Annotated in this window: 20 protein-coding genes; 15 read left to right on the forward strand and 5 right to left on the reverse strand. The window is 69.4% G+C overall.

Going from position 1 to position 20,222, the window contains the following annotated elements:
• The first annotated feature begins 57 nt into the window (after positions 1 to 57).
• The 7 genes from LG380_RS13270 (at position 58) to LG380_RS13300 (ending at position 6,115) form a co-directional block, all read left to right on the forward strand.
• Positions 58 to 855 (forward strand): ParA family protein, encoded by a 798-nt coding sequence (locus tag LG380_RS13270; protein ID WP_225765718.1) that lies wholly within the window; start codon positions 58 to 60, stop codon positions 853 to 855.
• Positions 855 to 1,781, forward strand: coding sequence for a ParB/RepB/Spo0J family partition protein (locus LG380_RS13275; RefSeq protein WP_225765720.1), 927 nt, complete (start codon positions 855 to 857; stop codon positions 1,779 to 1,781). The genes LG380_RS13270 and LG380_RS13275 overlap by 1 nt, the downstream gene beginning before the upstream one ends.
• 25 nt (positions 1,782 to 1,806) lie before the next feature.
• Complete coding sequence (locus LG380_RS13280; RefSeq protein ID WP_225765722.1) at positions 1,807 to 2,109, forward strand: helix-hairpin-helix domain-containing protein; 303 nt, start codon at positions 1,807 to 1,809, stop codon at positions 2,107 to 2,109.
• Positions 2,110 to 2,150: 41 nt separating this feature from the next.
• Complete coding sequence (locus LG380_RS13285) at positions 2,151 to 3,116, forward strand: NAD-dependent epimerase/dehydratase family protein (RefSeq protein ID WP_225765724.1); 966 nt, start codon at positions 2,151 to 2,153, stop codon at positions 3,114 to 3,116.
• 60 nt (positions 3,117 to 3,176) lie between these two features.
• Positions 3,177 to 3,899 (forward strand): glycosyltransferase family 2 protein, encoded by a 723-nt coding sequence (locus tag LG380_RS13290; RefSeq protein WP_225765726.1) that lies wholly within the window; start codon positions 3,177 to 3,179, stop codon positions 3,897 to 3,899.
• Position 3,900: 1 nt separating this feature from the next.
• Positions 3,901 to 4,236: a lipid-A-disaccharide synthase N-terminal domain-containing protein gene (locus LG380_RS13295; protein WP_225765727.1), complete on the forward strand. Its 336-nt coding sequence runs from the start codon at positions 3,901 to 3,903 to the stop codon at positions 4,234 to 4,236.
• Between the two features lie 91 nt (positions 4,237 to 4,327).
• On the forward strand, positions 4,328 to 6,115 hold the full coding sequence (locus tag LG380_RS13300) for a DUF885 family protein (protein WP_225765728.1): 1,788 nt from the start codon (positions 4,328 to 4,330) through the stop codon (positions 6,113 to 6,115).
• Between the two features lie 47 nt (positions 6,116 to 6,162).
• On the opposite strand, the gene LG380_RS13305 is transcribed toward LG380_RS13300, so the two are convergent.
• A complete protein-coding gene (locus tag LG380_RS13305; protein ID WP_225765729.1) occupies positions 6,163 to 6,564 on the reverse strand; it encodes a RidA family protein in 402 nt (133 codons plus the stop codon).
• 127 nt (positions 6,565 to 6,691) lie between these two features.
• On the opposite strand from LG380_RS13305, the gene LG380_RS13310 reads away from it, so the two are divergent.
• Complete coding sequence (locus LG380_RS13310) at positions 6,692 to 7,597, forward strand: LysR family transcriptional regulator (RefSeq protein ID WP_225765730.1); 906 nt, start codon at positions 6,692 to 6,694, stop codon at positions 7,595 to 7,597.
• A 162-nt stretch (positions 7,598 to 7,759) separates the two neighbouring features.
• Here LG380_RS13310 and LG380_RS13315 read toward each other — a convergent pair whose 3' ends face one another.
• Positions 7,760 to 8,824, reverse strand: coding sequence for a glycosyltransferase (locus LG380_RS13315; RefSeq protein WP_225765731.1), 1,065 nt, complete (start codon positions 8,822 to 8,824; stop codon positions 7,760 to 7,762).
• A gap of 222 nt (positions 8,825 to 9,046) precedes the next feature.
• Between LG380_RS13315 and rpmB the strand changes: the two genes are divergently transcribed.
• The 4 genes from rpmB (at position 9,047) to LG380_RS13335 (ending at position 12,419) form a co-directional block, all read left to right on the forward strand.
• Positions 9,047 to 9,283, forward strand: a complete 237-nt coding sequence (gene rpmB, locus LG380_RS13320; RefSeq protein ID WP_005411638.1) for a 50S ribosomal protein L28 — start codon at positions 9,047 to 9,049, stop codon at positions 9,281 to 9,283.
• A 10-nt stretch (positions 9,284 to 9,293) separates the two neighbouring features.
• Positions 9,294 to 9,461 carry a 50S ribosomal protein L33 gene (gene rpmG, locus LG380_RS13325; protein WP_172675037.1) on the forward strand — a complete coding sequence of 56 codons (168 nt, stop codon included), beginning with the start codon at positions 9,294 to 9,296 and terminating at the stop codon, positions 9,459 to 9,461.
• Between the two features lie 106 nt (positions 9,462 to 9,567).
• On the forward strand, positions 9,568 to 10,989 hold the full coding sequence (gene cls, locus LG380_RS13330; protein WP_225765732.1) for a cardiolipin synthase: 1,422 nt from the start codon (positions 9,568 to 9,570) through the stop codon (positions 10,987 to 10,989).
• Positions 10,990 to 11,033: 44 nt separating this feature from the next.
• Positions 11,034 to 12,419: an FAD/NAD(P)-binding protein gene (locus tag LG380_RS13335; protein WP_225765733.1), complete on the forward strand. Its 1,386-nt coding sequence runs from the start codon at positions 11,034 to 11,036 to the stop codon at positions 12,417 to 12,419.
• Between the two features lie 6 nt (positions 12,420 to 12,425).
• Here the strand turns inward: LG380_RS13335 and LG380_RS13340 are convergent, their stop codons facing one another.
• Complete coding sequence (locus LG380_RS13340) at positions 12,426 to 12,950, reverse strand: hypothetical protein (protein ID WP_225765734.1); 525 nt, start codon at positions 12,948 to 12,950, stop codon at positions 12,426 to 12,428.
• A gap of 131 nt (positions 12,951 to 13,081) precedes the next feature.
• On the opposite strand from LG380_RS13340, the gene uvrD reads away from it, so the two are divergent.
• Positions 13,082 to 15,274: a DNA helicase II gene (gene uvrD, locus LG380_RS13345; protein WP_225765735.1), complete on the forward strand. Its 2,193-nt coding sequence runs from the start codon at positions 13,082 to 13,084 to the stop codon at positions 15,272 to 15,274.
• A 184-nt stretch (positions 15,275 to 15,458) separates the two neighbouring features.
• Here uvrD and LG380_RS13350 read toward each other — a convergent pair whose 3' ends face one another.
• Positions 15,459 to 15,947, reverse strand: a complete 489-nt coding sequence (locus LG380_RS13350) for a ThuA domain-containing protein (RefSeq protein ID WP_263973784.1) — start codon at positions 15,945 to 15,947, stop codon at positions 15,459 to 15,461.
• 394 nt (positions 15,948 to 16,341) lie between these two features.
• Here LG380_RS13350 and LG380_RS13355 point away from each other — a divergent pair, with 394 nt between their 5' ends.
• The gene (locus LG380_RS13355; protein ID WP_225765737.1) at positions 16,342 to 16,788 is read left to right on the forward strand and encodes a universal stress protein; all 447 of its coding nucleotides are present in this window, start codon (positions 16,342 to 16,344) and stop codon (positions 16,786 to 16,788) included.
• Between the two features lie 93 nt (positions 16,789 to 16,881).
• Here LG380_RS13355 and LG380_RS13360 read toward each other — a convergent pair whose 3' ends face one another.
• Positions 16,882 to 17,169: a DUF2782 domain-containing protein gene (locus tag LG380_RS13360; protein WP_225765739.1), complete on the reverse strand. Its 288-nt coding sequence runs from the start codon at positions 17,167 to 17,169 to the stop codon at positions 16,882 to 16,884.
• Positions 17,170 to 17,246: 77 nt separating this feature from the next.
• On the opposite strand from LG380_RS13360, the gene polA reads away from it, so the two are divergent.
• Positions 17,247 to 20,015 carry a DNA polymerase I gene (gene polA / locus LG380_RS13365; protein WP_225765740.1) on the forward strand — a complete coding sequence of 923 codons (2,769 nt, stop codon included), beginning with the start codon at positions 17,247 to 17,249 and terminating at the stop codon, positions 20,013 to 20,015.
• Positions 20,016 to 20,222 lie beyond the last annotated feature (207 nt).

A 20,222-nucleotide genomic window follows, 5' to 3' on the forward strand; every position in this document is an offset into this window, starting at 1 on the left:
CCGGCGCCCGCAGCCCGCATAATGAACGGTCCCACCCCGCCCACGAGGCTTCCCTGCATGGCTCGGATCATCGCCATCGCCAACCAGAAAGGCGGCGTCGGCAAGACCACCACGGCCGTCAACCTTGCCGCCGCCCTTGCCGCCGCGTCCCAGCGCGTGCTGCTGGTGGACATGGACGCGCAGGGCAACGCGACGATGGGCAGCGGCGTGGACAAGCGCGAGGTGGCTGCCTCCACCTGCGACCTGCTGCTGGGCGAGAACAGCGCCGCCGACATCCGCGTGCGCGCGCCGGAAGGCTTCGACCTGCTGCCGGGCAACATCGACCTGACCGCGGCCGAGATCCAGCTGATGGACCAGTCCGAGCGCGAGCAGCGGCTCAAGCGCGCGCTGGGCAAGGTCCGCGACGAATACGACTTCATCCTGATCGACTGCCCGCCGGCGCTGTCGCTGCTGACCCTCAACGCGCTGGCTGCCGCCGATTCGGTGCTGGTGCCGATGCAGTGCGAGTACTACGCGCTGGAAGGCCTGAGCGCGCTGGTGGAGACCATCGAGGCGCTGCGCGCCAGCCTCAACCCGGCGCTGGAGATCGAGGGCGTGCTGCGCACCATGTTCGACGTGCGCAACAACCTGGCCAACGCGGTGTCGGCCGAACTCACCGAGCACTTCGGCGACCGCGTGTTCCGCACCATCGTGCCGCGCAACGTACGCCTGGCCGAGGCGCCCAGCCATGGCCAGAGCATCGTCGGCTATGACCGTGGCTCGCGTGGCGGCGTGGCCTATCTGGGCCTGGCCGGCGAGATCATCCGCCGCACCGAGGAACGCAACAAGGCCGCCCCGGCCATGGAGACCGTCTGATGAGCATCGGCAAGCCAGCCGGCGGCAAGAAGCGCGGCCTGGGCCGCGGCCTGGATGCGCTGCTGGGCCCCAAGGGCAACGTCACCCCCACCACCGTCGCCGCGGTGGCCCAGCCGCAGCCGGGCGAGGTGCTGCGCAAGCTGCCGATCGACCAGCTGCAGCCGGGCAAGTACCAGCCGCGCCGCGAGATGGACGAGGGCAAGCTGGCCGAGCTGTCGGAGTCGATCAAGGCCCAGGGCGTGATCCAGCCGATCCTGGTGCGCCAGCTGCCGGAGGGCAACTACGAGATCGTCGCCGGCGAACGCCGCTGGCGCGCCTCGCGCCTGGCCGGGCTGGACGAAGTGCCGGTGGTGGTGCGCGAGCTGGAAGACCGCACCGTCATCGCGATGGCGCTGATCGAGAACATCCAGCGCGAGGACCTCAACCCGCTGGAAGAAGCCGAGGCACTGCAGCGGCTGATCACCGAATTCTCGCTGACCCATGCCGAGGCGGCGCAGGCCGTCGGTCGCTCGCGCGCCTCGGTCTCCAACCTGCTGCGCCTGATCGACCTGCCGGTCGGCGTGCGCGTGCTGCTGGAAACCCGCCGGCTGGAAATGGGCCACGCCCGCGCGCTGCTGACCCTGGCCCCGGAACTGGCGACCAAGCTGGCCGAGGAAGCCGCCGACCAGGGCTGGTCGGTGCGCGAGGTCGAGCACCGTGCCCAGCAGTTCGCCGCCGGCAAGGTGCCGGGCGCGCGCAATGCCAAGCCGGCCCCGGCCGCGCCGCAGGCGGACATCGCCTCGCTGGAAACCGAGCTGTCCGAATCGCTCGGCACCCGGGTGGCGATCAGCCACGGTCGGGGCGGCAAGGGCAAGCTGGTGATCCACTACACCGACCTGGACACGCTGGATGGCGTGCTGGAAAAACTGCGCGCACGGAAGGACTGAGCAATACCCTCCACGGGAGCTTCCCATGCACCCCAGCAAGGTTGACCGCCACCACCTGCACCAGCTGACCGACCTGCCCAACGTGGGCCCGGCCTGCGAGAAGGACCTGCGCGCCATCGGCATCCGCGTGCCGGCCCAGGTGCGCGGCCGCGACGCCTACGACATGTACGCCCAGCTGTGCCTGAAGACCGCCGTGGTCCACGATCCCTGCGTGATCGACGTGTTCCTGTCGATCGTGCGCTTCATGGCCGGCGAGGCCGCGCAGCCATGGTGGAACTTCAGCAAGGAACGCAAGGCCACGCTGGCGCGCGACCCGCTGGTACGCTGACCGGCGAAGGCGCCGCTTCCCGGCCGCATCGGACCTGATTGATGAGCGTGCTTGTCACCGGCGCCGCCGGCTTCATCGGTGCCCATACCTGCCAGGCGCTGGCCACGCGCGGCGACCTCGTCGTCGGCCTGGACAACTACAACGACTACTACGACCCGCAGCTCAAGCGCGACCGGGTGGCCACGCTGTGCCCGCAGGTGACGATCCGGCCGCTGGACCTGACCGATGCGGCCGGGCTGGCGGCGCTGTTCGACGAGTGGCAGCCCACCCGCGTGGTGCACCTGGCCGCTCAGGCCGGCGTGCGCTACTCGCTGCAGAACCCGCAGGCCTACGTGCAGTCCAACCTGGTCGGCTTCGGCAACATGCTCGAACTGTGCCGGCACCGTGGCGTGCAGCATCTGGTCTATGCCTCCAGCAGTTCGGTCTATGGCGATTCGGCCACGCCGCCGTTTTCCGAGGACCAGCGCGTGGACCAGCCGCGTTCGCTGTACGCGGCCACCAAGGCCGCCAACGAGCTGATGGCCCACAGCTACGCCCAGCTGTACGGCCTGGCCGCCACCGGCCTGCGCTTCTTCACCGTGTACGGGCCGTGGGGCCGGCCGGACATGGCGCCGCTGCTGTTCTCGCGCGCGGTGCTGGCCGGGCGGCCGATCGATGTGTTCAACCAGGGCCGCATGCAGCGCGACTTCACACATGTCTCCGACATCGTCGCCGGCATCCTTGGTGCCCTCGACCATCCCTCGCCAGATGCCGTGCCACACCGACTGTTCAACCTTGGCAACCACACCCCGGTAGAGCTGGAGCGCTTCATCGAAGTGATCGAAACCGCCGCCGGCCGCAGCACCCAGCGCGTATACAGGCCGATGCAGGCCGGCGACATGCTGCGCACCATGGCCGACACCACGCGCGCGCGGCAGGCCTTTGGCTTCGAGCCGGCCACCACCATCGAACAGGGCATGCCCGCGGTGGTGCAGTGGTGCCGTGACTACTTCGGTGACCGTGCCTGAACCCGCTGCTGCCAGACCCCATCCGCGAACCTCCCCCTCCTGTCCGAACCGGATCACTCCATGACCCAACCCTCGCTTTCGGTGGTCGTTCCTGTTTTCAACGAACGCAACAACGTCGCGCCCCTGGTCGGGGAGATCACCGCGGCATTACGGGGGCGCATCGAGTTCGAGGTGGTCTATGTCGATGACCACTCGCGCGATGACACCCTGGCGGTGCTGACCGCGCTGAAGGCCGACGTGCCGGAGCTGCGCGTGCTGCACCACCAGGCCCAGAGCGGGCAGAGCTGTGCGGTACGCAGCGGCGCCAAGGCCGCGCGCGGGACGTGGATCGCCACGCTTGATGGCGATGGCCAGAACGACCCGGCCGACATCCCGAAGCTGCTGGCCGCACGCGATGCCGCCGAACCGGCGGTGAAGCTGTTCGCCGGCTGGCGGGTGCAGCGCCAGGATTCCGGTTCCAAGCGCTGGGCCAGCAAGTGGGCCAACGCGATCCGGCGCCGCATGCTGCGTGACGACACCCCCGACACCGGCTGCGGGATCAAGCTGTTCGAGCGCGAGGCCTTCCTGGACCTGCCGTACTTCGACCACATGCACCGCTACCTGCCGGCGCTGATGCAGCGTGCCGGATGGAAGACGGTGAGCGTGCCGGTCAACCACCGTGCGCGCACCAGCGGCGTGTCCAAATACAACAACCTCGGCCGCGCGCTCGTCGGCATCCGCGACCTGCGCGGCGTGGCCTGGCTGATCGCGCGCAGCCACCGCACCCAGGTACGGGAACTCTGAAATGGGCATGCTGGAACAACCGCTGGAATGGCTGTACTGGACCGGGCTGCACGTCACCGGCTGGAAGCTGATCGGCTACACCGGCGCGCTGATGTTCGGTGGCCGCTGGCTGGTGCAATTCCTGGCCTCGCGGCGCGCCGGCAAGCCGGTCATCCCGCGCCTGTTCTGGTACATGAGCGTAGTCGGCAGCCTGATGACGCTGAGCTACTTCCTGTTCTCGCCCAAGCAGGATTCGGTGGGCGTGCTGCAGAACCTGTTCCCGGCGTTCACCGCGCTCTACAGCCTGCACCTGGACATCCGCCACCGCGGCTGGCGCGGGGACCGCGCGCCGGACTGAAACCGGCAGGCAGGGCAGCGGATCCGATCTAGGAGCGCCCGTGGCGATGGTGCGATGATCGGTGACTGCATCCACCGCGGAGCCATTGCTCGTGAAATCACCGCTTGCCGCTGCCATCCTGCTGTGCCTGGCACTTTCTTCCACCCAGGCCCATGCCGCTTCGCCGGCCGCCGCCAAGGCCACGCCGGCCAGCCAGGCAAGGGGCGAGGACGCCCGCTTCCAGGCGATCTACGAGAAGGAATGGCAATGGCGCCAGTCCGGTGGCGGCGAGGCCACCGAAGATGGCGACGGCCCGGCCAGCGCCACCCGCCTGCCCGACGTGGGCCCGGAGGCGCAGGCCGCGCGGCTGAAGGTGTGGGAGGACGTGCTGGCCCAGCTCGAGCGCATCGATGCGAAAAAGCTCTCGCCTGAAAACCGGGTCAACCTGGCGGTGTACCGCGCCCAGGTGCAGAACCTGGCCGAGGCGGTGCGCCTGCGCAGCTACGAGATGCCGTTCAATTCGGATTCCTCGTTCTGGTCCAACCTCTCGTTCATGGCCCGGCGCGAGATGAAGACCGCGCAGGACTTCCGCAACTACATCGCGCGCCTGAACGACGTGCCGCGCTACTTCGGCCAGCAGACCGACAACATGCGCGCCGGCCTGGCGCGGGGGTTCAGCGTGCCACGCGAGGTGCTCGAAGGCCGCGATGGTTCCATTGCCGCCGTGGCCGCGCTGGAGGACCCGACCCAGTCGCCGCTGTACGCGCCGTTCAAGCGGTTGCCGGCCAGCATCCCGGCCGCCGAGCAGGCGCAACTTCAGCAGCAGGCGCGCCAGGCCATCGCCGGCTCGGTGGTGCCGGCGTTCCAGCAGCTGCTGGCCTTCTACCGCGACGAGTACGTGCCGCAGGCGCGCACCACCCTGGCGGCCGAGGCCATGCCTGGCGGCGAGGCGTTCTACCGTTCGCAGATCCGCGAATACACCACGCTGGACCTGGATGCCGAGCAGATCCACCAGATCGGGCTGGAGGAAGTGGCACGCATCCAGCGCGAGATGGACGCCATCATCGACGAGGTCGGCTTCACCGGTGCCAGCCCGGAAACGCGCTTTGCCGACTTCCTGCATTTCCTGCGCACCGACGAGCAGTTCTACGCGAAGACGCCGGAGCAGCTGCTGCATTACGCGGCGTGGATCTCCAAGCGGGTGGATGCGGTGATCGGCCGCTATTTCACCCTGCCGCGCGCACGCTTCACCATCGTTCCAGTGCCCGATGACATCGCCCCGTTCTGGACCGCCGGCCGCGGCGGCATGGGCACCTACTGGGTCAACACCTACAACCTGCCGGCGCGGCCGCTGTACAACCTGCCGGCGTTGACCCTGCACGAATCCGACCCGGGCCACGCCATGCAGGGCGCGCTGGCCGCCGAGCAGGCCGAGCAGCCCGAGTTCCGCCGCAACCACTACATCTCCGCCTTCGGCGAGGGCTGGGGCCTGTACACCGAGAAGCTCGGCGTGGAGATGGGCATCTACGAAACCCCGTACGAGCACTTCGGCCGCCTGACCTACGAGATGTGGCGCGCCTGCCGGCTGGTGATCGACACCGGCGTGCACCACAAGGGCTGGAGCCGCGAGCAGGCGCTGGCCTACCTGCGTGACCACACCGCGCTGAGCGAGCACGAGGTCACCACCGAGGTCGACCGCTACATCTCCTGGCCGGCGCAGGCGCTGAGCTACAAGCTCGGCGAGATCGAGATCTGGAAGCTGCGCCGCCAGGCCGAAAGCGAGCTGGGCGGGAAGTTCGAGCTCAAGGCCTTCCACGACTTCGTGCTGCAGCAGGGCTCGATTCCGCTGCCGGTGCTGCGCAGCCAGGTCGAGGGCTGGATCGCCGCGCGCAAGGGCTGAGCCGCCGGCAGTTGCGCCTGCGTGCTGCAGGCGCGGCTGGCGGCAGCTCAGGCGGCCGCGTCGGGCAGCCGCGCGATGACCTTGATCTCGAACTGGAACCCGTACAGCCAGGCCACGCCGATGCCGGTCAGGCTGGGATAGGGCGCATCGCCCCAGTACTCCGGGACGATGGCCCAGGCCCTGGCGAAGTTGGTTTCGGCATCGACCATGAAGACGGTGACGTCGATGACGTCATCGAAGCTGCAGCCGGCGGCGGCCAGCACCGCATTGAGATTGTCGAAGGCGCGGCGCACCTGGGCCTCGAACTCCGGCTCGGGCGAGCCGTCCTCGCGGCTGCCGACCTGCCCGGACACGAACAGCAGGCCATTGGCACGTACCGCCGGCGAATAACGGTTGCGCTCGTACAGCTCGCGGCGGCCGGCAGGGAAGACAATATCGCGCTGGTTCATGGTCGATTCCTCAAAGGCCGGTCGCAACGGCGCCTCCGGCGATGAGCTCATGTTCGGGCGCGGCTGTTGCTGGATAAACCGCGCAACTGCGCCTAGATTGTTCGCGCAATCCAAACAATCGGCGCCCATGGACCGTTTTCAGGCAATGCGGGTGTTTGTCCGCGTGGTCGAAGCGGGCAGCCTGACCCAGGCCGCACAGACCCTGCAGCTGGGGCGCGCCACCGTGACCCAGCTGCTCCAGCAGCTGGAAACGCACCTGCAGGTGCGCCTGCTCCACCGCACCACCCGCAAGCTAAGCCTTACCGACGAGGGCGCGGCGTATTACCAGCGCGCAGTGCAGCTGCTGGCCGCGCTGGAAGAGGCCGAAGCCAGCGTCGGCCGTGCCCGCAGCCAGCCGCGCGGCCGCCTGCGCATCGATGTGCCCAGCCCGTTCGCGCAGCGGGTGCTGATGCCGGCGCTGCCGGATTTCCTTGCCCGCTATCCGGGGATCGAACTGGCCATCGGTGCCAGCGACCGCGAGGTCGACGTCATCGGCCAGGGCGTGGACTGCGTGATCCGGGGTGGCGAGCTGCGCGATGGCGGGCTGGTCGCGCGGCGGCTGTGCGAGCTGCCGCTGGCGCTGCATGCCGCGCCGGCCTACCTGGCACGCTGCGGTACCCCGGCGGATCCCCAGCAACTGCAGGACCCCGCCCACCGGCTCTTGGGTTTCCGTGGCGCCCAATCCGGCGAGGTTTACCTGCCACGGCTGTCGCGTGGTGGGCAGACGGTGGTGCCGGCCATGCACTGCCAGCTCAGCGTTGATGACGGCACTGCCTGCCTGGCCGCCGGCCTGGCCGGACTGGGCATCATCTGCCTGCCCACCTACATGACCGCGGCCCATGTGCGGGCCGGGGAGCTGGTACCCGTGCTGGCTGAGTGGCAGCTGCCGACGATGCCACTGCACCTGGTGTTCGCGCCCAGCCGCCACGTCAGCCACCGCCTGCGGGTGTTCATCGACTGGATGGTGGAGCACCTGCAACCGGGCCTGGCCTGAGCGGCCAGCCTGCTCACCGCAGCCAGCGCTCCAGCGTGGCCACCGCCGTGGCCACGCCATCCTCGGCGGCCATCTGCCGGCCCAGTTCCGCCGCCCGCGCCACGGTCGCCGCATCACTGGCGACCGCGATCGCGCGCTGCAGGGTGGGGTGGTCGAAGCGCTTCAGTGACAGTGGGGGGCGGCCACGCCGCGTTCGTACAGCCTCCGCGCCCAGAACGGCTGGTCGGCCACCAGCGGAAGGACCAGTTGCGGCACTCCGGCGCGGCTGGCCGAGTGGGTGGTGCCGCTGCCACCGTGGTGGATCACCAGCGCGCAGCGCGGAAACAGCGCCTCGTGCGGTACCGGCGGGCAGATCCGCACGTGCGCCGGCGGAGTCCAGTCTTCCGGCAGCCCGGCCCAGCCCGGCGAGAGCAGGATCGGGCGCTCGCCCAGCGCCTGGACCAGGCCGCCGAACACCTGGCGGCGATCGAAGCCGCGCATCGAGCCAAAACCGATGAACACCGGCGCCGGACGGCCATCGAGCCACTGCACCAGGTCTTCGGGCAGGGCCTGCACGGTCTCGGGCAGGCGCCACTGGCCGCAGGCGACATGGTTGCGCGGCCAGTCGGCCGGGGCCGGCAGCAGGGCCGGCGAGAAGCCGTAGAGGAAGGGGAACTCCATCGGCGGCCGGCGCAGCGGCCGCAGCCCCAGCCGTGCTTGGCGCGCGGCATTGAGCGGGCCGCGGAACTGGCGCCAGATCTGCGAGGTGGCCAGTACGTGGCTGGGCCGGTTGAGCCAGCGCGGCCACGGTCCGGGCGGCAGGAAGGTGCTGGGGAAGGCGCGGGTCGGGGTGACCGGCACGGTGCCGGTGCCGATCACCGGGATCCGGTGGCGCTGCGCCACGCTCAGGCCGATGAAGGCGGCCAGGCCGCCGGCCAGCACCGCGTCGCAGCCGGCCGCGGCCGCGTCGGCCTGTTCCACCCAGGCATCGGTCAGGCTTTGGGCCATCCGCGCCAGCCCGCGGCTGGCCGCGCGCAGGTTGTTGCCGTGGCCGACCAGGGCATCGACCTCGGCGGTGATCGGCCCGGCCAGCTCGGCGTGCGGCACCCCCAGCTGCGCGGCCGTGCCCAGGGTCTGCTGCTCGGCCAGCAGGCAGGCCTCGTGGCCGGCATCGAGCAGCCCGCGCGCGAGCATGGCCTGCGGGCGGGTATCGCCCTCGGTGCCATAGGTGAGCAGCAGCAGTCGCATCCGTTCCTCTCCAGGGGCTGTGGACAACTTGCACGGGGCCCGTGCCACTGGCATAATGCGCGGCTCGCTGTGTCCGGTTTGTGCCGGTCAGCGCCCCCGGGAACACGTCCCTGGGCCGCCCAGATCCAGCGTGAATCCGATTCTCGAGTCGTGTGGCGGGCAACCGCCGAGGCCGCCGTCCCCCGGGCTATGGGGAGACAACAACTACTTTCGAGGTGCGCAATGTCCCGCGTATGCCAAGTTTCCGGCAAGCGAGTGCAGACGGGTAACAACGTCTCGCACGCCAACAACAAGACCCGTCGTCGTTTCCTGCCGAACCTGCACGAGCGTCGTTTCTGGGTTGCCAGCGAGAACCGCTGGGTCAAGCTTCGTGTTTCCGCGCATGCACTGCGCACCATCGACAAGAACGGCATCGATTCCGTTCTGGCTGAGCTGCGTGCCCGCGGCGAAAAGGTCTGAGGAGTAAGCAATCATGGCAGGTAAGCGCGATAAGGTCCGTATGATTTCCTCGGCCGGCACTGGCCACTTCTACACCACGGACAAGAACAAGAAGAACACCCCGGGGAAGATGGAATTCCTGAAGTACGATCCGGTGGTGCGCAAGCACGTGATGTACAAGGAAGGCAAGATCAAGTAATCCCACGGGATCACTTGCAGCTTCCAGCAAGACCCGCCGCAAGGCGGGTTTTGTGTTTCTGGCGCCGGTGCCGGCAGAATCGGCCGACCTTCCCGGCGGACGCACGATGCAGCCAGACGGATTCCAGATGTCATGGTTGTTGCTCGCGCTGGACTGGCTGATCCGGCTGGTCGCACTGCTGTGGATCCCCACCCGCACCACACCCGGGGCCGCGCGCAGCTGGCTGCTGCTGGTCGGCTTCGTGCCCCTGCTCGGCCTGCCGCTGTACCTGCTGATGGGCCATCCGTGGCTGTCGGCGCGGCGCGTCCGCCGGCAGGCCCAGGTCTCGCGCCGCATCCGCCGCCAGCAGGCGCTGCAGCACGAACAGCGCTGGATACCCGACGACGACACCGTGGCCGCCGAGATCGTGCCGCTGGTCGAGCGCCAAGGCGACTTCATGCCCACCCACGGCAACGCGGTGGAGCTGCTGGACGACTACCACGGCGCGCTGCGCGCGCTGATCGATGACATCGACGGCGCCGCCGAGCGCGTGCACCTGCTGTACTACCTGATGTTCGACGACGCGGTCGGCGAGGCGATGGTGGCCGCGCTGGAGCGGGCCAGCGCCCGCGGCGTGCGCTGCCGCGTGCTGCTCGATGCGGTGGGCGCCAAGCGCGGCCTGCGCCGCTACCGGCGCCGCCTCCGATCTGCCGGCGTGGACGTGCAGGCGATGATGCCCGGCGGTCTGCGCTGGCGCCGCAGCGGACGCATGGACCTGCGCAACCACCGCAAGATCGCGCTGGTCGATGGCCGCGTCGGCCATGTCGGCTCGCAGAACCTGGCCGGTCCGGACTTCATCGCCGGCTTCCCCAACCGCGAGCTGGTGGCGCGGGTGAAGGGGCCGGTGGTTGCCCATCTGGAGGCGGTGTTCACCAGCGACTGGTACGTCGAGACCGGGCAGGCGCTGGAAGTGCTGTCCACGCCGGCCAGCACCGTGGCCGATGTCGCCGCCCAGCTGCTGCCCAGCGGCCCGGCCTATCCGTTCGCCAACGCGCGCGACGCGGTCAACGCGCTGATCCACCTGGCGCGGCGCGAACTGGTGCTGGTGACGCCGTACTTCGTGCCCGACGAGGCCACGCTGGCCGCGCTGCGCATCGCCGCGCTGTCGGGGGTACGCGTGCAGCTGGTCCTGTCGGCCAGCAACAACCAGCGCCTGACCTGGTGGGCGCAGCAGTCCTACTACGACGAGCTGCTGCGCGCCGGCGTGCGCATCGCGCTGCACCAACCGCACTTCCTGCACGCAAAGCACCTGCGCGTGGACGACGAGCTCGCGCTGGTCGGTTCGATCAACGTAGACATCCGATCCTTCGCGCTCAATGCGGAGATCGGCCTGCTTGCCTATGACGCGGGGCTGGTCGCGCAGTTGCGCACGATCGAGCAGGACTACCTGGCCCATGCCCTGCAGCTGGACCTGGCGCAGTGGCGGCGGCGCCCGGCCTGGCAACGCAGCCGCGAGGGCATCGCCCGGCTGGCCGATGCACTGATGTGAGTGCGTGGCGACGGGCCGCCGGGGCCAGCGCTTACAATCGGGCGATGACCGAAAGCTCCCACGAACAGGCCGTCGACCTGGCCATCATCGGCGGCGGTGCCGCCGGCGTGCTCACCGCCATCCAGCTGCTGCGCGAAGGCACCGTGTCCCGTCGCATCGCCCTGGTGGAGCCGGAGCCGCCGCTGGCGCGCGGCGTGGCCTACGCCACCACCCATGACGGCCACCTGCTCAACGTGCCGGCCGGCAAGATGAGCGGCTTTGCCGAGCAGCCGGACGATTTCCTCGACTACCTGTGCCAGGTCCAGGCCTATCCGCACCTGGATCGCGACACGCTGGCGCGCAGCTATGTCAGCCGCCGCCACTACGCGGCGTACCTGCAGCAGCGCCTGCGGCAGGCACAGGCCGGCAGCGCTGCGCAGCTGCAGCTGATCCAGGACAGCGTGGTGGCACTGGACCCCGACGGTGAGGGCGTGCGTCTGGCCCTGCAGGGTGGTGGCCAGCTGCGGGCCCGCGCGGTGACGGTGGCAGTCGGCAACAGCCTGCGGCCGCTGCCGGCGCGTGGCGCGCAGGCGCTGTCGCCGGCCCAGCGCGTGGAGGCATGGGACTTCGAGGCGGTGCAGGCGATCGATCCGCGCGCGGACGTGTGCATCGTCGGCTCGGGCCTGAGCATGGCCGACAGCGTGGTCTCGCTGCTGGCCAACGGCCATCGCGGCGCGATCCACGTGATCTCGCGCCACGCGCTGCTGCCGCTGCCGCATGCCGAGGGCACGCCGGCCGGGTTCGACGTGCGGCCGCTGCTGGCGATGGGCCTGCGCGGGCGCATGCGCGTGCTGCGCCAGCTCGTGCGCGAGGCCCAGGCCGCCGGCCAGCCATGGCAGATGGTGATGGACCGCCTGCGCCCGCACGGGCAGGCACTGTGGCGCTCGCTCGATGACGCTGACCAGCGCCGTTTCCTGCGCCATGTGGTGCGCTACTGGGACGTGCACCGCCACCGCATCGCGACCCCGGTGCATGCACAGCTGCAGGCGCTGCGCGACAGCGGCCAGCTGCAGATCCATCGCGGCCGGGTCGATGCCGTATCCCTCGATGGCAACCACGTCCGCCTCACCGCCGACGGTCCGCGCGGCTCGCGGCTGCACCTGCAGGTGCAGTGCGTGGTCAATGCCACCGGCGTGGAAACCCGGGGCCAGGCCATGCGCAATCCGCTGCTGCAGCAACTGCTGGGCAGTGGCATCGCGCGCTCGGGCCCGCACGGGATTGGCGTGGATACCGACGTCGATGGCCAGCTGCTGGCGGCCGACGGCACCCCTTATCCGCGCATCCAGGTGGTCGGCAGCCTGCGCATTGGCCGGCTGTGGGAAAGCCTGGCCATTCCGGAGCTGCGCCAGCAGGCGCAGGCCGCCGCGCAGCAGATGCTGGCGGCGGGCTGAGCCGGTTTATGCCCCGGCGTGGCCGCGCGGCGGCGCCGGTGGGGCGGACGGCGGTACCGGAACCCCGCCGCCGGGCTGGTGCTGCAGCGGATCACGCAGGCCCGGCGCCTGGCGACCCGGCGCGAAGCCACGCTCGCGGTTGACCAGCCTGACCCGGCGCTTGTCGGTGTGCTCCCAGTACCACTGGCCGGCCGGGACCGGACGGGCGGATTCCAGACGGAAGCTGGCCGCGTGCTGGCCGTCGGCCAACGGCGTGGTCAGCAGTGCGACTTCGGCCAGCAGCTGGTGCGGGCCCGTAGCGGCATGGCTGGCATCGGCCGCCAGCGCCTGCTGCAGGTCCTGCTGCAACTGGCGTTGCAGGGCAGGTGGCAGTTCATGCGACGGAAGCACCGAACCGATGCCACCGTCCGCATCGACCTTGACCAGGGCGGCGAGCGAGCGGGCCGGGGCCTCGGGCGGTGGGGCAGCGATGGCGCTGGTGGCCAGTCCAAGCAGCAGGCTTGCGGCAATTGCAGTGCATTGCAGACGCATGGTCGATCCCTCGCGATGGCCTTGAAACCCCAAATCTCTCCCCCGCAGGGGGCGGAGTCAAGGCGGTCGTTCGGCCCGGTCTGGATGAACAGGGCCAGGTGGGACCGGTGGCGGTGCCGTAAAATGCGCCGATGGATGTCTCCCACCTGCTCGACGGGCTGAATGCAGCCCAGCGCGAGGCTGTGTCTGCGCCCCCCGGCCACCATCTGGTGCTGGCCGGCGCCGGTTCCGGCAAGACCCGCGTACTCACCCACCGCATCGCCTGGCTGCACGACGTGTTCGGCGTGCCGACCCATGGCATCTTCGCGGTGACCTTCACCAACAAGGCCGCCGGCGAAATGCGCCACCGCATCGACGCGCAGCTGCCGCACGGCAGCCGCGGCATGTGGATCGGCACCTTCCACGGCCTGGCCAACCGCCTGCTGCGCCTGCACTGGGCCGAGGCGAAACTGCCCGAATCCTTCCAGGTGATGGATTCGGACGACCAGCTGCGCCTGGTCAAGCGCGTGGTCCAGCAGCTGGAACTGGACGACGGCAAGTACCCGCCCAAGCAGCTGGCCTGGTGGATCAACGAACAGAAGGACGAGGGCCGCCGCCCGCACCACCTGCAGCCCGAGCCGCACGACGACTACATCAAGGTGCGCCAGCAGGTGTATGCGGCCTACCAGGACCGTTGCGACCGCGCCGGCCTGGTCGACTTCGCCGAGCTGTTGCTGCGCGCGCACGAGCTGCTGCGCGACAACCCGGCGCTGCTGGCGCATTACCGCGCACGCTTCCGCGAGATCCTGGTCGACGAGTTCCAGGACACCAACGCCATCCAGTACGCCTTCGTGCGCGTGCTGGCCGGCGACAGCGGCCATGTGTTCGTGGTCGGCGACGATGACCAGGCGATCTACGGCTGGCGCGGCGCCAAGGTCGAGAACGTTCAGCGTTTCCTGAAGGACTTCCCCGGTGCGCAGACCATCCGCCTGGAGCAGAACTACCGCTCCAGCGCGAATATCCTGGGCGCGGCCAACGCGGTGATCGCGCACAACCCCGACCGCATCGGCAAGCAGCTGTGGACCGACAGCGGCGACGGCGAGCCGATCGACCTGTACGCGGCCTACAACGAGATGGACGAGGCGCGCTACATCGTCGAGCGCGCGCGGCAGTGGGTACGCGATGGCGGCAACCACGGCGACGTCGCCGTGCTCTACCGCAGCAACGCGCAGTCGCGCGCGCTGGAAGAAGTGCTGATCAGCGAGCAGGTGCCGTACCGCGTGTATGGCGGCATGCGCTTCTTCGAGCGCGCCGAGATCAAGGACGCGCTGGCCTACCTGCGCCTGCTGACCAACCGCAGCGACGATGCCGCGTTCGAGCGCGCGGTGAACACGCCGCCGCGCGGCATCGGCGAGCGCACCCTGGACGAGGTGCGGCGCATCGCCCGAGCACAGTCGCTGTCGCTGTGGGAAGCGACCATGCTCGCCACCCAGGGCAATGAACTGGCCGGGCGCGCACGCAACGCACTGGCCGGCTTCCTGCAGTTGCTCAACCAGCTGCAGGGCGAAACCGGCGAGATGACCCTGGCCGAGCGCATCGACCACGTGCTGCAGCGCTCGTCACTGCGCGAACACTGGAGCAAGGAGAGCCGCAACGCGCTGGATTCGGAATCGCGTTCGGAGAACCTGGACGAACTGGTCTCGGTGGCCTCGCGCTTCGTGCGTCGCGACGACGACGTGGAGGAAGGCAATCCGGACATGGACGACCTGGTCGCCTTCCTGACCTACGCCTCGCTGGAGGCCGGCGAAGGCCAGGCCCAGGCCGGCGAGGAGGGCGTGCAGCTGATGACCCTGCACTCGGCCAAGGGCCTGGAATTCCCGCTGGTGTTCCTGGCCGGCATGGAGGAAGGCCTGTTCCCGAGCGCGCGTTCGCTGGAGGAAAGCGGCCGGCTGGAAGAGGAGCGCCGCCTGGCGTACGTGGGCCTCACCCGCGCGCGGCAGAAGCTGGTGCTGACCTATGCCGAGAGCCGCCGCATCCACGGCCAGGACAACTACTGTCTGCCCTCGCGCTTCCTGCGCGAGATCCCGCGCGAGCTGCTCAACGAGGTGCGCCCGAAGGTGCAGGTCTCGCGCCCGGCCTCGCTCGGCGCCAGCCGCGTGCAGGGCCATGCCTCGCTGGAAGCACCGCCGCTCAAGCTCGGCGCGCGCGTCACCCATCCCAAGTTCGGCGAAGGCATGGTCACCGACTACGAGGGCAGCGGCGCCCACGCCCGGGTGCAGGTCGAATTCATCGACGCCGGCAGCAAGTGGCTGGTGATGGCCTACGCCAACCTCACCGTGCTGTAAGCCGTCGCGCAGCCCTTGGGAGATCGCATGGACCGGTTGCGGCGAGTGATCGCCGGGATCGGGACCCGGATTCAGGGCGCTGCCACGCACGGGGTGAGGATCAGAGGCAACGCTGCCGGCAACAACTGCCGGCCGCCATGCCAGCCTGCGGTCGCCTCAACCGGAGTTGCAGCGCTTCTCCCGGTCAGCAGTCCGGCGACAGGCCGGTGACGTAGCGCAGGCCCTGGCGCAGCTGGGAACGGAACTCCGGCCGGGCGTACACCGCCGCCGCGTGGCCCAGGCCGGTGTACCAGCTGCGCCCGCCATCGAAGGGACGGCACCAGGCGATGGGATGGTCATCGCCCATGCGCCCGCCGGCGTACAGCGCCTCGTCCACGGTGGCCAGCACCTGCACCTGTCCACGTGGATTGCGGCGGAAGTTGTAGATCTCGTCCTCGATCGCCCACGCAGCGTCCTGTGCCGCCCCGCCGCGTTCTGGCTGGACCGTCGTGGCCTGCAGGCCCGGCGGATGGTCGCCGCACCGGGCGCCCACCAGTTCGCCGTACCACGGCCAGTCATGCTCGGTATCCGGGGCCGCATGTACGCCGAGGAAGCCGCCACCGGCGCGCACGAAGCGCTGCAGCGCGGCCTGCTGTGCCCCGTCGAGCACGTCGCCGTTGGTGCTGGCGAACACCACCGCGCGGTAGCGCGCCAGGTTGGTGTCGTTGAAGTCGGCCGCATCCTTTTTTGGTCAGTCTCCAGTTGCAGCCCGGTGGCCAGCTCCTGCACGGTCTTCACCGCGGTGGGGATGGAGTCGTGGCGGAATCCGGCGGTCGCGCTGAACACCAGCACGCGGTCGGCGGCATTGGCAGCGGCGGCGGCCAGCAGCGCCAACAGGCAGGTGGGGAGCGCGCGACGTGCGGACATGGCCGGATTCTGCCACGGCCGGCGTGCACCCCTGGCCCGATTGATCCGCCTCAAGGCGCGGCGCATGATCTGGCCCGATTGATCCGCCTCAAGGCGCGGCCCATGATCGGCCTGTGTAATCGTCCCCATCGGCCATCGCGGCCGCCTCCTGGAGCAGGCACATGTACAAGCGTATTCTGATTGCCGTCGATGGTTCCGAGCTGGCCGGCAAGGGGCTGTCCAAGGGTCTGGAACTGGCGCAGGACCTGGGCGCCGAGGTCGACGTGGTCACCGTCTCCGAACCGTGGGCCGTCGGCATGTACGACGCGATGGGCTGGAGCGTGGGCTACGAGAGCAGCCCCGAATACAGACAGGACCGCGAGGATGCCGCGCAGAAGATCCTGCAGCCCGCGCGCGAGGCGGCAGCCGCCGCCAATGTGAAGGCCACAACCCACCACGTGCTCGACCGTTATGCGGCCGACGGCATCATCGACACCGCCGAGCAGTGCCACAGCGACCTGATCGTGATGACCTCGCACGGTCGTCGCGGCGTCAGCCGCGTGCTGCTGGGCAGCCAGACCACCGAGGTGCTGGCACGCAGCAAGGTGCCGGTCCTGGTCATCCGCTGAGCACGGTGCCCGGGGTGGCCTTCGTCCGCACCCGGGCGTCGTTGCGGGCGTGACGCGGAACAGACCGCGGTGCGCCTTCCGGCGCGGGCACGCTTACCAGCTGTAGAGCTTCCAGTAGACCGGCGAGACGCCGTCCCTGTCGTTGTCCATGCGGCCGTCGCCGTTGCGGTCGTACAGGTAGTACGGCGCGCCGCGTACCGGCACCACGCGCACCATGCGCAGCTGGCCGCTGATGCGGTATTCCTCCACGGTGTCACCGTTCTCCATCACGCGCCTGGCCACGTCGGCACCGCTGACGTCGATTGGTGCATCGGAAAGGCCACCGCCGGTGCTGGCGCAACCAGCGAGGGCGAGCAGGGGGACCAGCAGCAGTTTCTTCATGGCAGGCGTTCCTCCGGGGCAGTCCCGATTATGGCCCCGTCGCCGGGGGTTGGAGTGGGGGCGCGTAGAATCCACCCATGAGCAGATTAGTCCTGATTGACGGTTCCAGTTACCTCTACCGCGCTTTCCACGCGCTGCCGCCGCTGACCAACGCGGACGGCGAGCCGACCGGCGCGCTGTTCGGCGTGGTCAACATGCTGCGTGCCACGCTGAAGGAAAAACCCGACTACGTCGCCTTCGTGGTCGATGCGCCGGGCAAGACCTTCCGCGACGACATGTACGCCGAGTACAAGGCCAACCGTCCGCCCATGCCGGACGAGCTGCGCTCGCAGGTGCAGCCGATGTGCGACATCGTGCATGCGCTGGGCATCGACATCCTGCGCGTGCCCGGCGTGGAGGCCGACGACGTGATCGGCACGCTGGCGCTGCGCGCCGCGGCCGACGATGTCGAGGTCACCATCTCCACCGGCGACAAGGATTTCGCGCAGCTGGTGCGCCCGGGCGTGGTCCTGGTCAACACCATGACCGGCAGCCGCACCGACTCCGAGGCGGCGGTGATCGAGAAGTTCGGCGTGCGCCCGGGGCAGATCGTCGACTTTCTCGCCCTGATGGGTGATGCGGTGGACAACGTGCCGGGCGTGGAGAAGTGCGGGCCCAAGACCGCGGCCAAATGGCTGGCCGAATACAACGACCTCGACGGCGTGATCGCCGCCGCGGCGACGATGAAGGGCAAGATCGGCGAGAACCTGCGCGCTGCGGTGTCGCGGCTGCCGCTCAACCGCGACCTGGTGACGATCCGCACCGACCTGGAGCTGGCCGTCGGCCCGCGCGACCTGGTGCTGCGCGAGCAGGACGCGGATGCACTGCGTGGCCTGTACGCGCGCTACGGCTTCACCCAGGCGCTGCGAGAGCTCGACGGCGGCGGTGCAGCGGCCCCGGCCGCCAGCGTCAGCAAACCCAGCCTGCGCGGCACCGCCGCCGGCTACGCCAAGGCCAGCGACGGGAGCGCCGAGGCGCCGGATCCGGCACTGGCGGCCAGGGGCGATTACGAGATCGTGTTCGACGACGCCCAGCTGCAGGCGTGGATCGCGCGCCTGCGCGAGGCACCGTGCTTTGCCCTGGATACCGAGACCGATGCGCTCGATGCAATGCGCGCCAACCTGGTCGGGCTGAGCGTGGCGGTGACCGCGGGCCAGGCCGCCTACATCCCGGTCGGGCACAGCTATCCCGGCGCGCCAGCGCAGCTGTCGTGCGAGCACGTGCTGGCCGCGCTCAAGCCGCTGCTGGAGGACCCGGACAAGCCCAAGCTTGGCCAGCACGGCAAGTACGACATCCATGTGCTGCGCCGCCATGGCATCACGTTGCGGGGCTACACCGACGACACCATGCTCGAAAGCTTCGTGCTCAACTCCACCGCAACCCGCCACGACATGGATTCGCTGGCGCAGCGCTACCTCGGCTACACGACGGTGCGCTTCGAGGACGTGGCCGGCAAGGGCGCCAGGCAGCTGTCCTTCGCCCAGGTGGGCATCGACGAGGCCGGCAACTACGCGGCCGAGGATGCCGACATCACCCTGCGCCTGCACCAGGTGCTGGGTGCCAGGCTGGCCCAGGTGCCGGGCCTGCAGCAGGTCTACCGCGACATCGAGATGCCGCTGGTGCAGGTGCTGGCGCGGATCGAGGCCAACGGCGTCAGCGTGGACACGGTCGAACTGCGCCGGCAGAGCGCGGACCTGTCCGCACGCATGCTTGCCGCCCAGCAGAAGGCCACCGAACTGGCCGGGCGCACCTTCAACCTCGATTCGCCCAAGCAGCTGTGCGCGGTGCTGTTCGAGGAAATGGGCCTGCCGGCGCTGGTGAAGACGCCCAAGGGCCAGCCCTCGACCAACGAGGAGGCGCTGGAGGCGATCGCCGACCAGCACGAGCTGCCGCGGGTGATCCTCGAGTACCGCGGCCTGGCCAAGCTGCGCAGCACCTACACCGACAAGCTGCCGGAGATGGTCAACCCGGACACCGGCCGCGTGCACACCAGCTACCACCAGTCCGGCGCCGCCACGGGCCGCCTGTCCTCGTCCGATCCGAACCTGCAGAACATCCCGATCCGCACCGAGGACGGTCGCCGCATCCGCAAGGCCTTCGTCGCCCCGCCCGGACGCAAGCTGATGGCCTGCGACTACTCGCAGATCGAGCTGCGGATCATGGCCCACCTGTCCGAGGACCCGGGCCTGATCCGCGCCTTCGAACAGGGCGCCGACGTGCACCGCGCCACGGCCGCCGAGGTGTTCGGCCGCACGCTGGAGGAAGTCACGCCCAACGAGCGCCGCGCTGCCAAGGCGATCAACTTCGGCCTGATGTACGGCATGAGTGCGTTCGGGCTGGCCCGCAACCTCGGCATCGACCGGGGCCAGGCGCAGGATTACGTGTCGCTGTACTTCAGCCGTTACCCGGCGGTGCGTGACTTCATGGAGCGCATGCGCCAGCAGGCGCGCGAGCAGGGCTACGTGGAGACACTGTTCGGCCGCCGGCTGTACCTGAACGACATCAACGCGCGCAACCAGGGCCTGCGTGCCGGCGCCGAACGCGCGGCGATCAATGCACCGATGCAGGGCACGGCGGCGGACATCATCAAGCGCGCCATGGTCAGCGTCGATGGCTGGCTGGCCGGGCACCGCGAGCGCGCGCTGATGATCCTGCAGGTGCACGACGAACTGGTGTTCGAAGCCGATGCCGACTTCATCGACACGCTCAGGTCCGAGGTGGTCTCACGCATGTGCGCGGCAGCCAGCCTGCGGGTGCCGCTGGTCGTCGACACCGGGATTGGTGACAACTGGGACGAGGCGCACTGAGCGACGCCCAGCGTCAACTTCACACCCTGAAAGGACGTGAAAACGACCCCGTTGGAACGTTGCATCACACTTATGCGTGTTCAGTTACCACAACACGCGACGGGCATGAATCCGCCATAAATCCTGCTGGTTCGCTGAGCGATTTCTTCACGAATCATCAATGTAGGAAGTGGTGTTATAGGCCCCGACGGACGCAACGTCTGTCGC

The organism is Stenotrophomonas sp. Marseille-Q4652, from assembly GCF_916618915.1.
GTDB lineage: Bacteria > Pseudomonadota > Gammaproteobacteria > Xanthomonadales > Xanthomonadaceae > Stenotrophomonas.

Bases quoted from the DNA above. Each gene is read 5' to 3' on its own strand.
- LG380_RS13290 (WP_225765726.1), top strand. From the start codon at position 3,177: ATGACCCAACCCTCGCTTTCGGTGGTCGTTCCTGTTTTCAACGAACGC.
- LG380_RS13270 (WP_225765718.1), top strand. From the start codon at position 58: ATGGCTCGGATCATCGCCATCGCCAACCAGAAAGGCGGCGTCGGCAAG.
- uvrD (WP_225765735.1), top strand. From the start codon at position 13,082: ATGGATGTCTCCCACCTGCTCGACGGGCTGAATGCAGCCCAGCGCGAG.
- LG380_RS13275 (WP_225765720.1), top strand. From the start codon at position 855: ATGAGCATCGGCAAGCCAGCCGGCGGCAAGAAGCGCGGCCTGGGCCGC.
- LG380_RS13280 (WP_225765722.1), top strand. From the start codon at position 1,807: ATGCACCCCAGCAAGGTTGACCGCCACCACCTGCACCAGCTGACCGAC.
- LG380_RS13285 (WP_225765724.1), top strand. From the start codon at position 2,151: ATGAGCGTGCTTGTCACCGGCGCCGCCGGCTTCATCGGTGCCCATACC.
- LG380_RS13360 (WP_225765739.1), bottom strand. From the start codon at position 17,169: ATGAAGAAACTGCTGCTGGTCCCCCTGCTCGCCCTCGCTGGTTGCGCC.
- polA (WP_225765740.1), top strand. From the start codon at position 17,247: ATGAGCAGATTAGTCCTGATTGACGGTTCCAGTTACCTCTACCGCGCT.
- LG380_RS13295 (WP_225765727.1), top strand. From the start codon at position 3,901: ATGGGCATGCTGGAACAACCGCTGGAATGGCTGTACTGGACCGGGCTG.
- LG380_RS13335 (WP_225765733.1), top strand. From the start codon at position 11,034: ATGACCGAAAGCTCCCACGAACAGGCCGTCGACCTGGCCATCATCGGC.
- rpmB (WP_005411638.1), top strand. From the start codon at position 9,047: ATGTCCCGCGTATGCCAAGTTTCCGGCAAGCGAGTGCAGACGGGTAAC.
- LG380_RS13340 (WP_225765734.1), bottom strand. From the start codon at position 12,950: ATGCGTCTGCAATGCACTGCAATTGCCGCAAGCCTGCTGCTTGGACTG.
- LG380_RS13310 (WP_225765730.1), top strand. From the start codon at position 6,692: ATGGACCGTTTTCAGGCAATGCGGGTGTTTGTCCGCGTGGTCGAAGCG.
- LG380_RS13355 (WP_225765737.1), top strand. From the start codon at position 16,342: ATGTACAAGCGTATTCTGATTGCCGTCGATGGTTCCGAGCTGGCCGGC.
- cls (WP_225765732.1), top strand. From the start codon at position 9,568: ATGCAGCCAGACGGATTCCAGATGTCATGGTTGTTGCTCGCGCTGGAC.
- LG380_RS13315 (WP_225765731.1), bottom strand. From the start codon at position 8,824: ATGCGACTGCTGCTGCTCACCTATGGCACCGAGGGCGATACCCGCCCG.
- LG380_RS13305 (WP_225765729.1), bottom strand. From the start codon at position 6,564: ATGAACCAGCGCGATATTGTCTTCCCTGCCGGCCGCCGCGAGCTGTAC.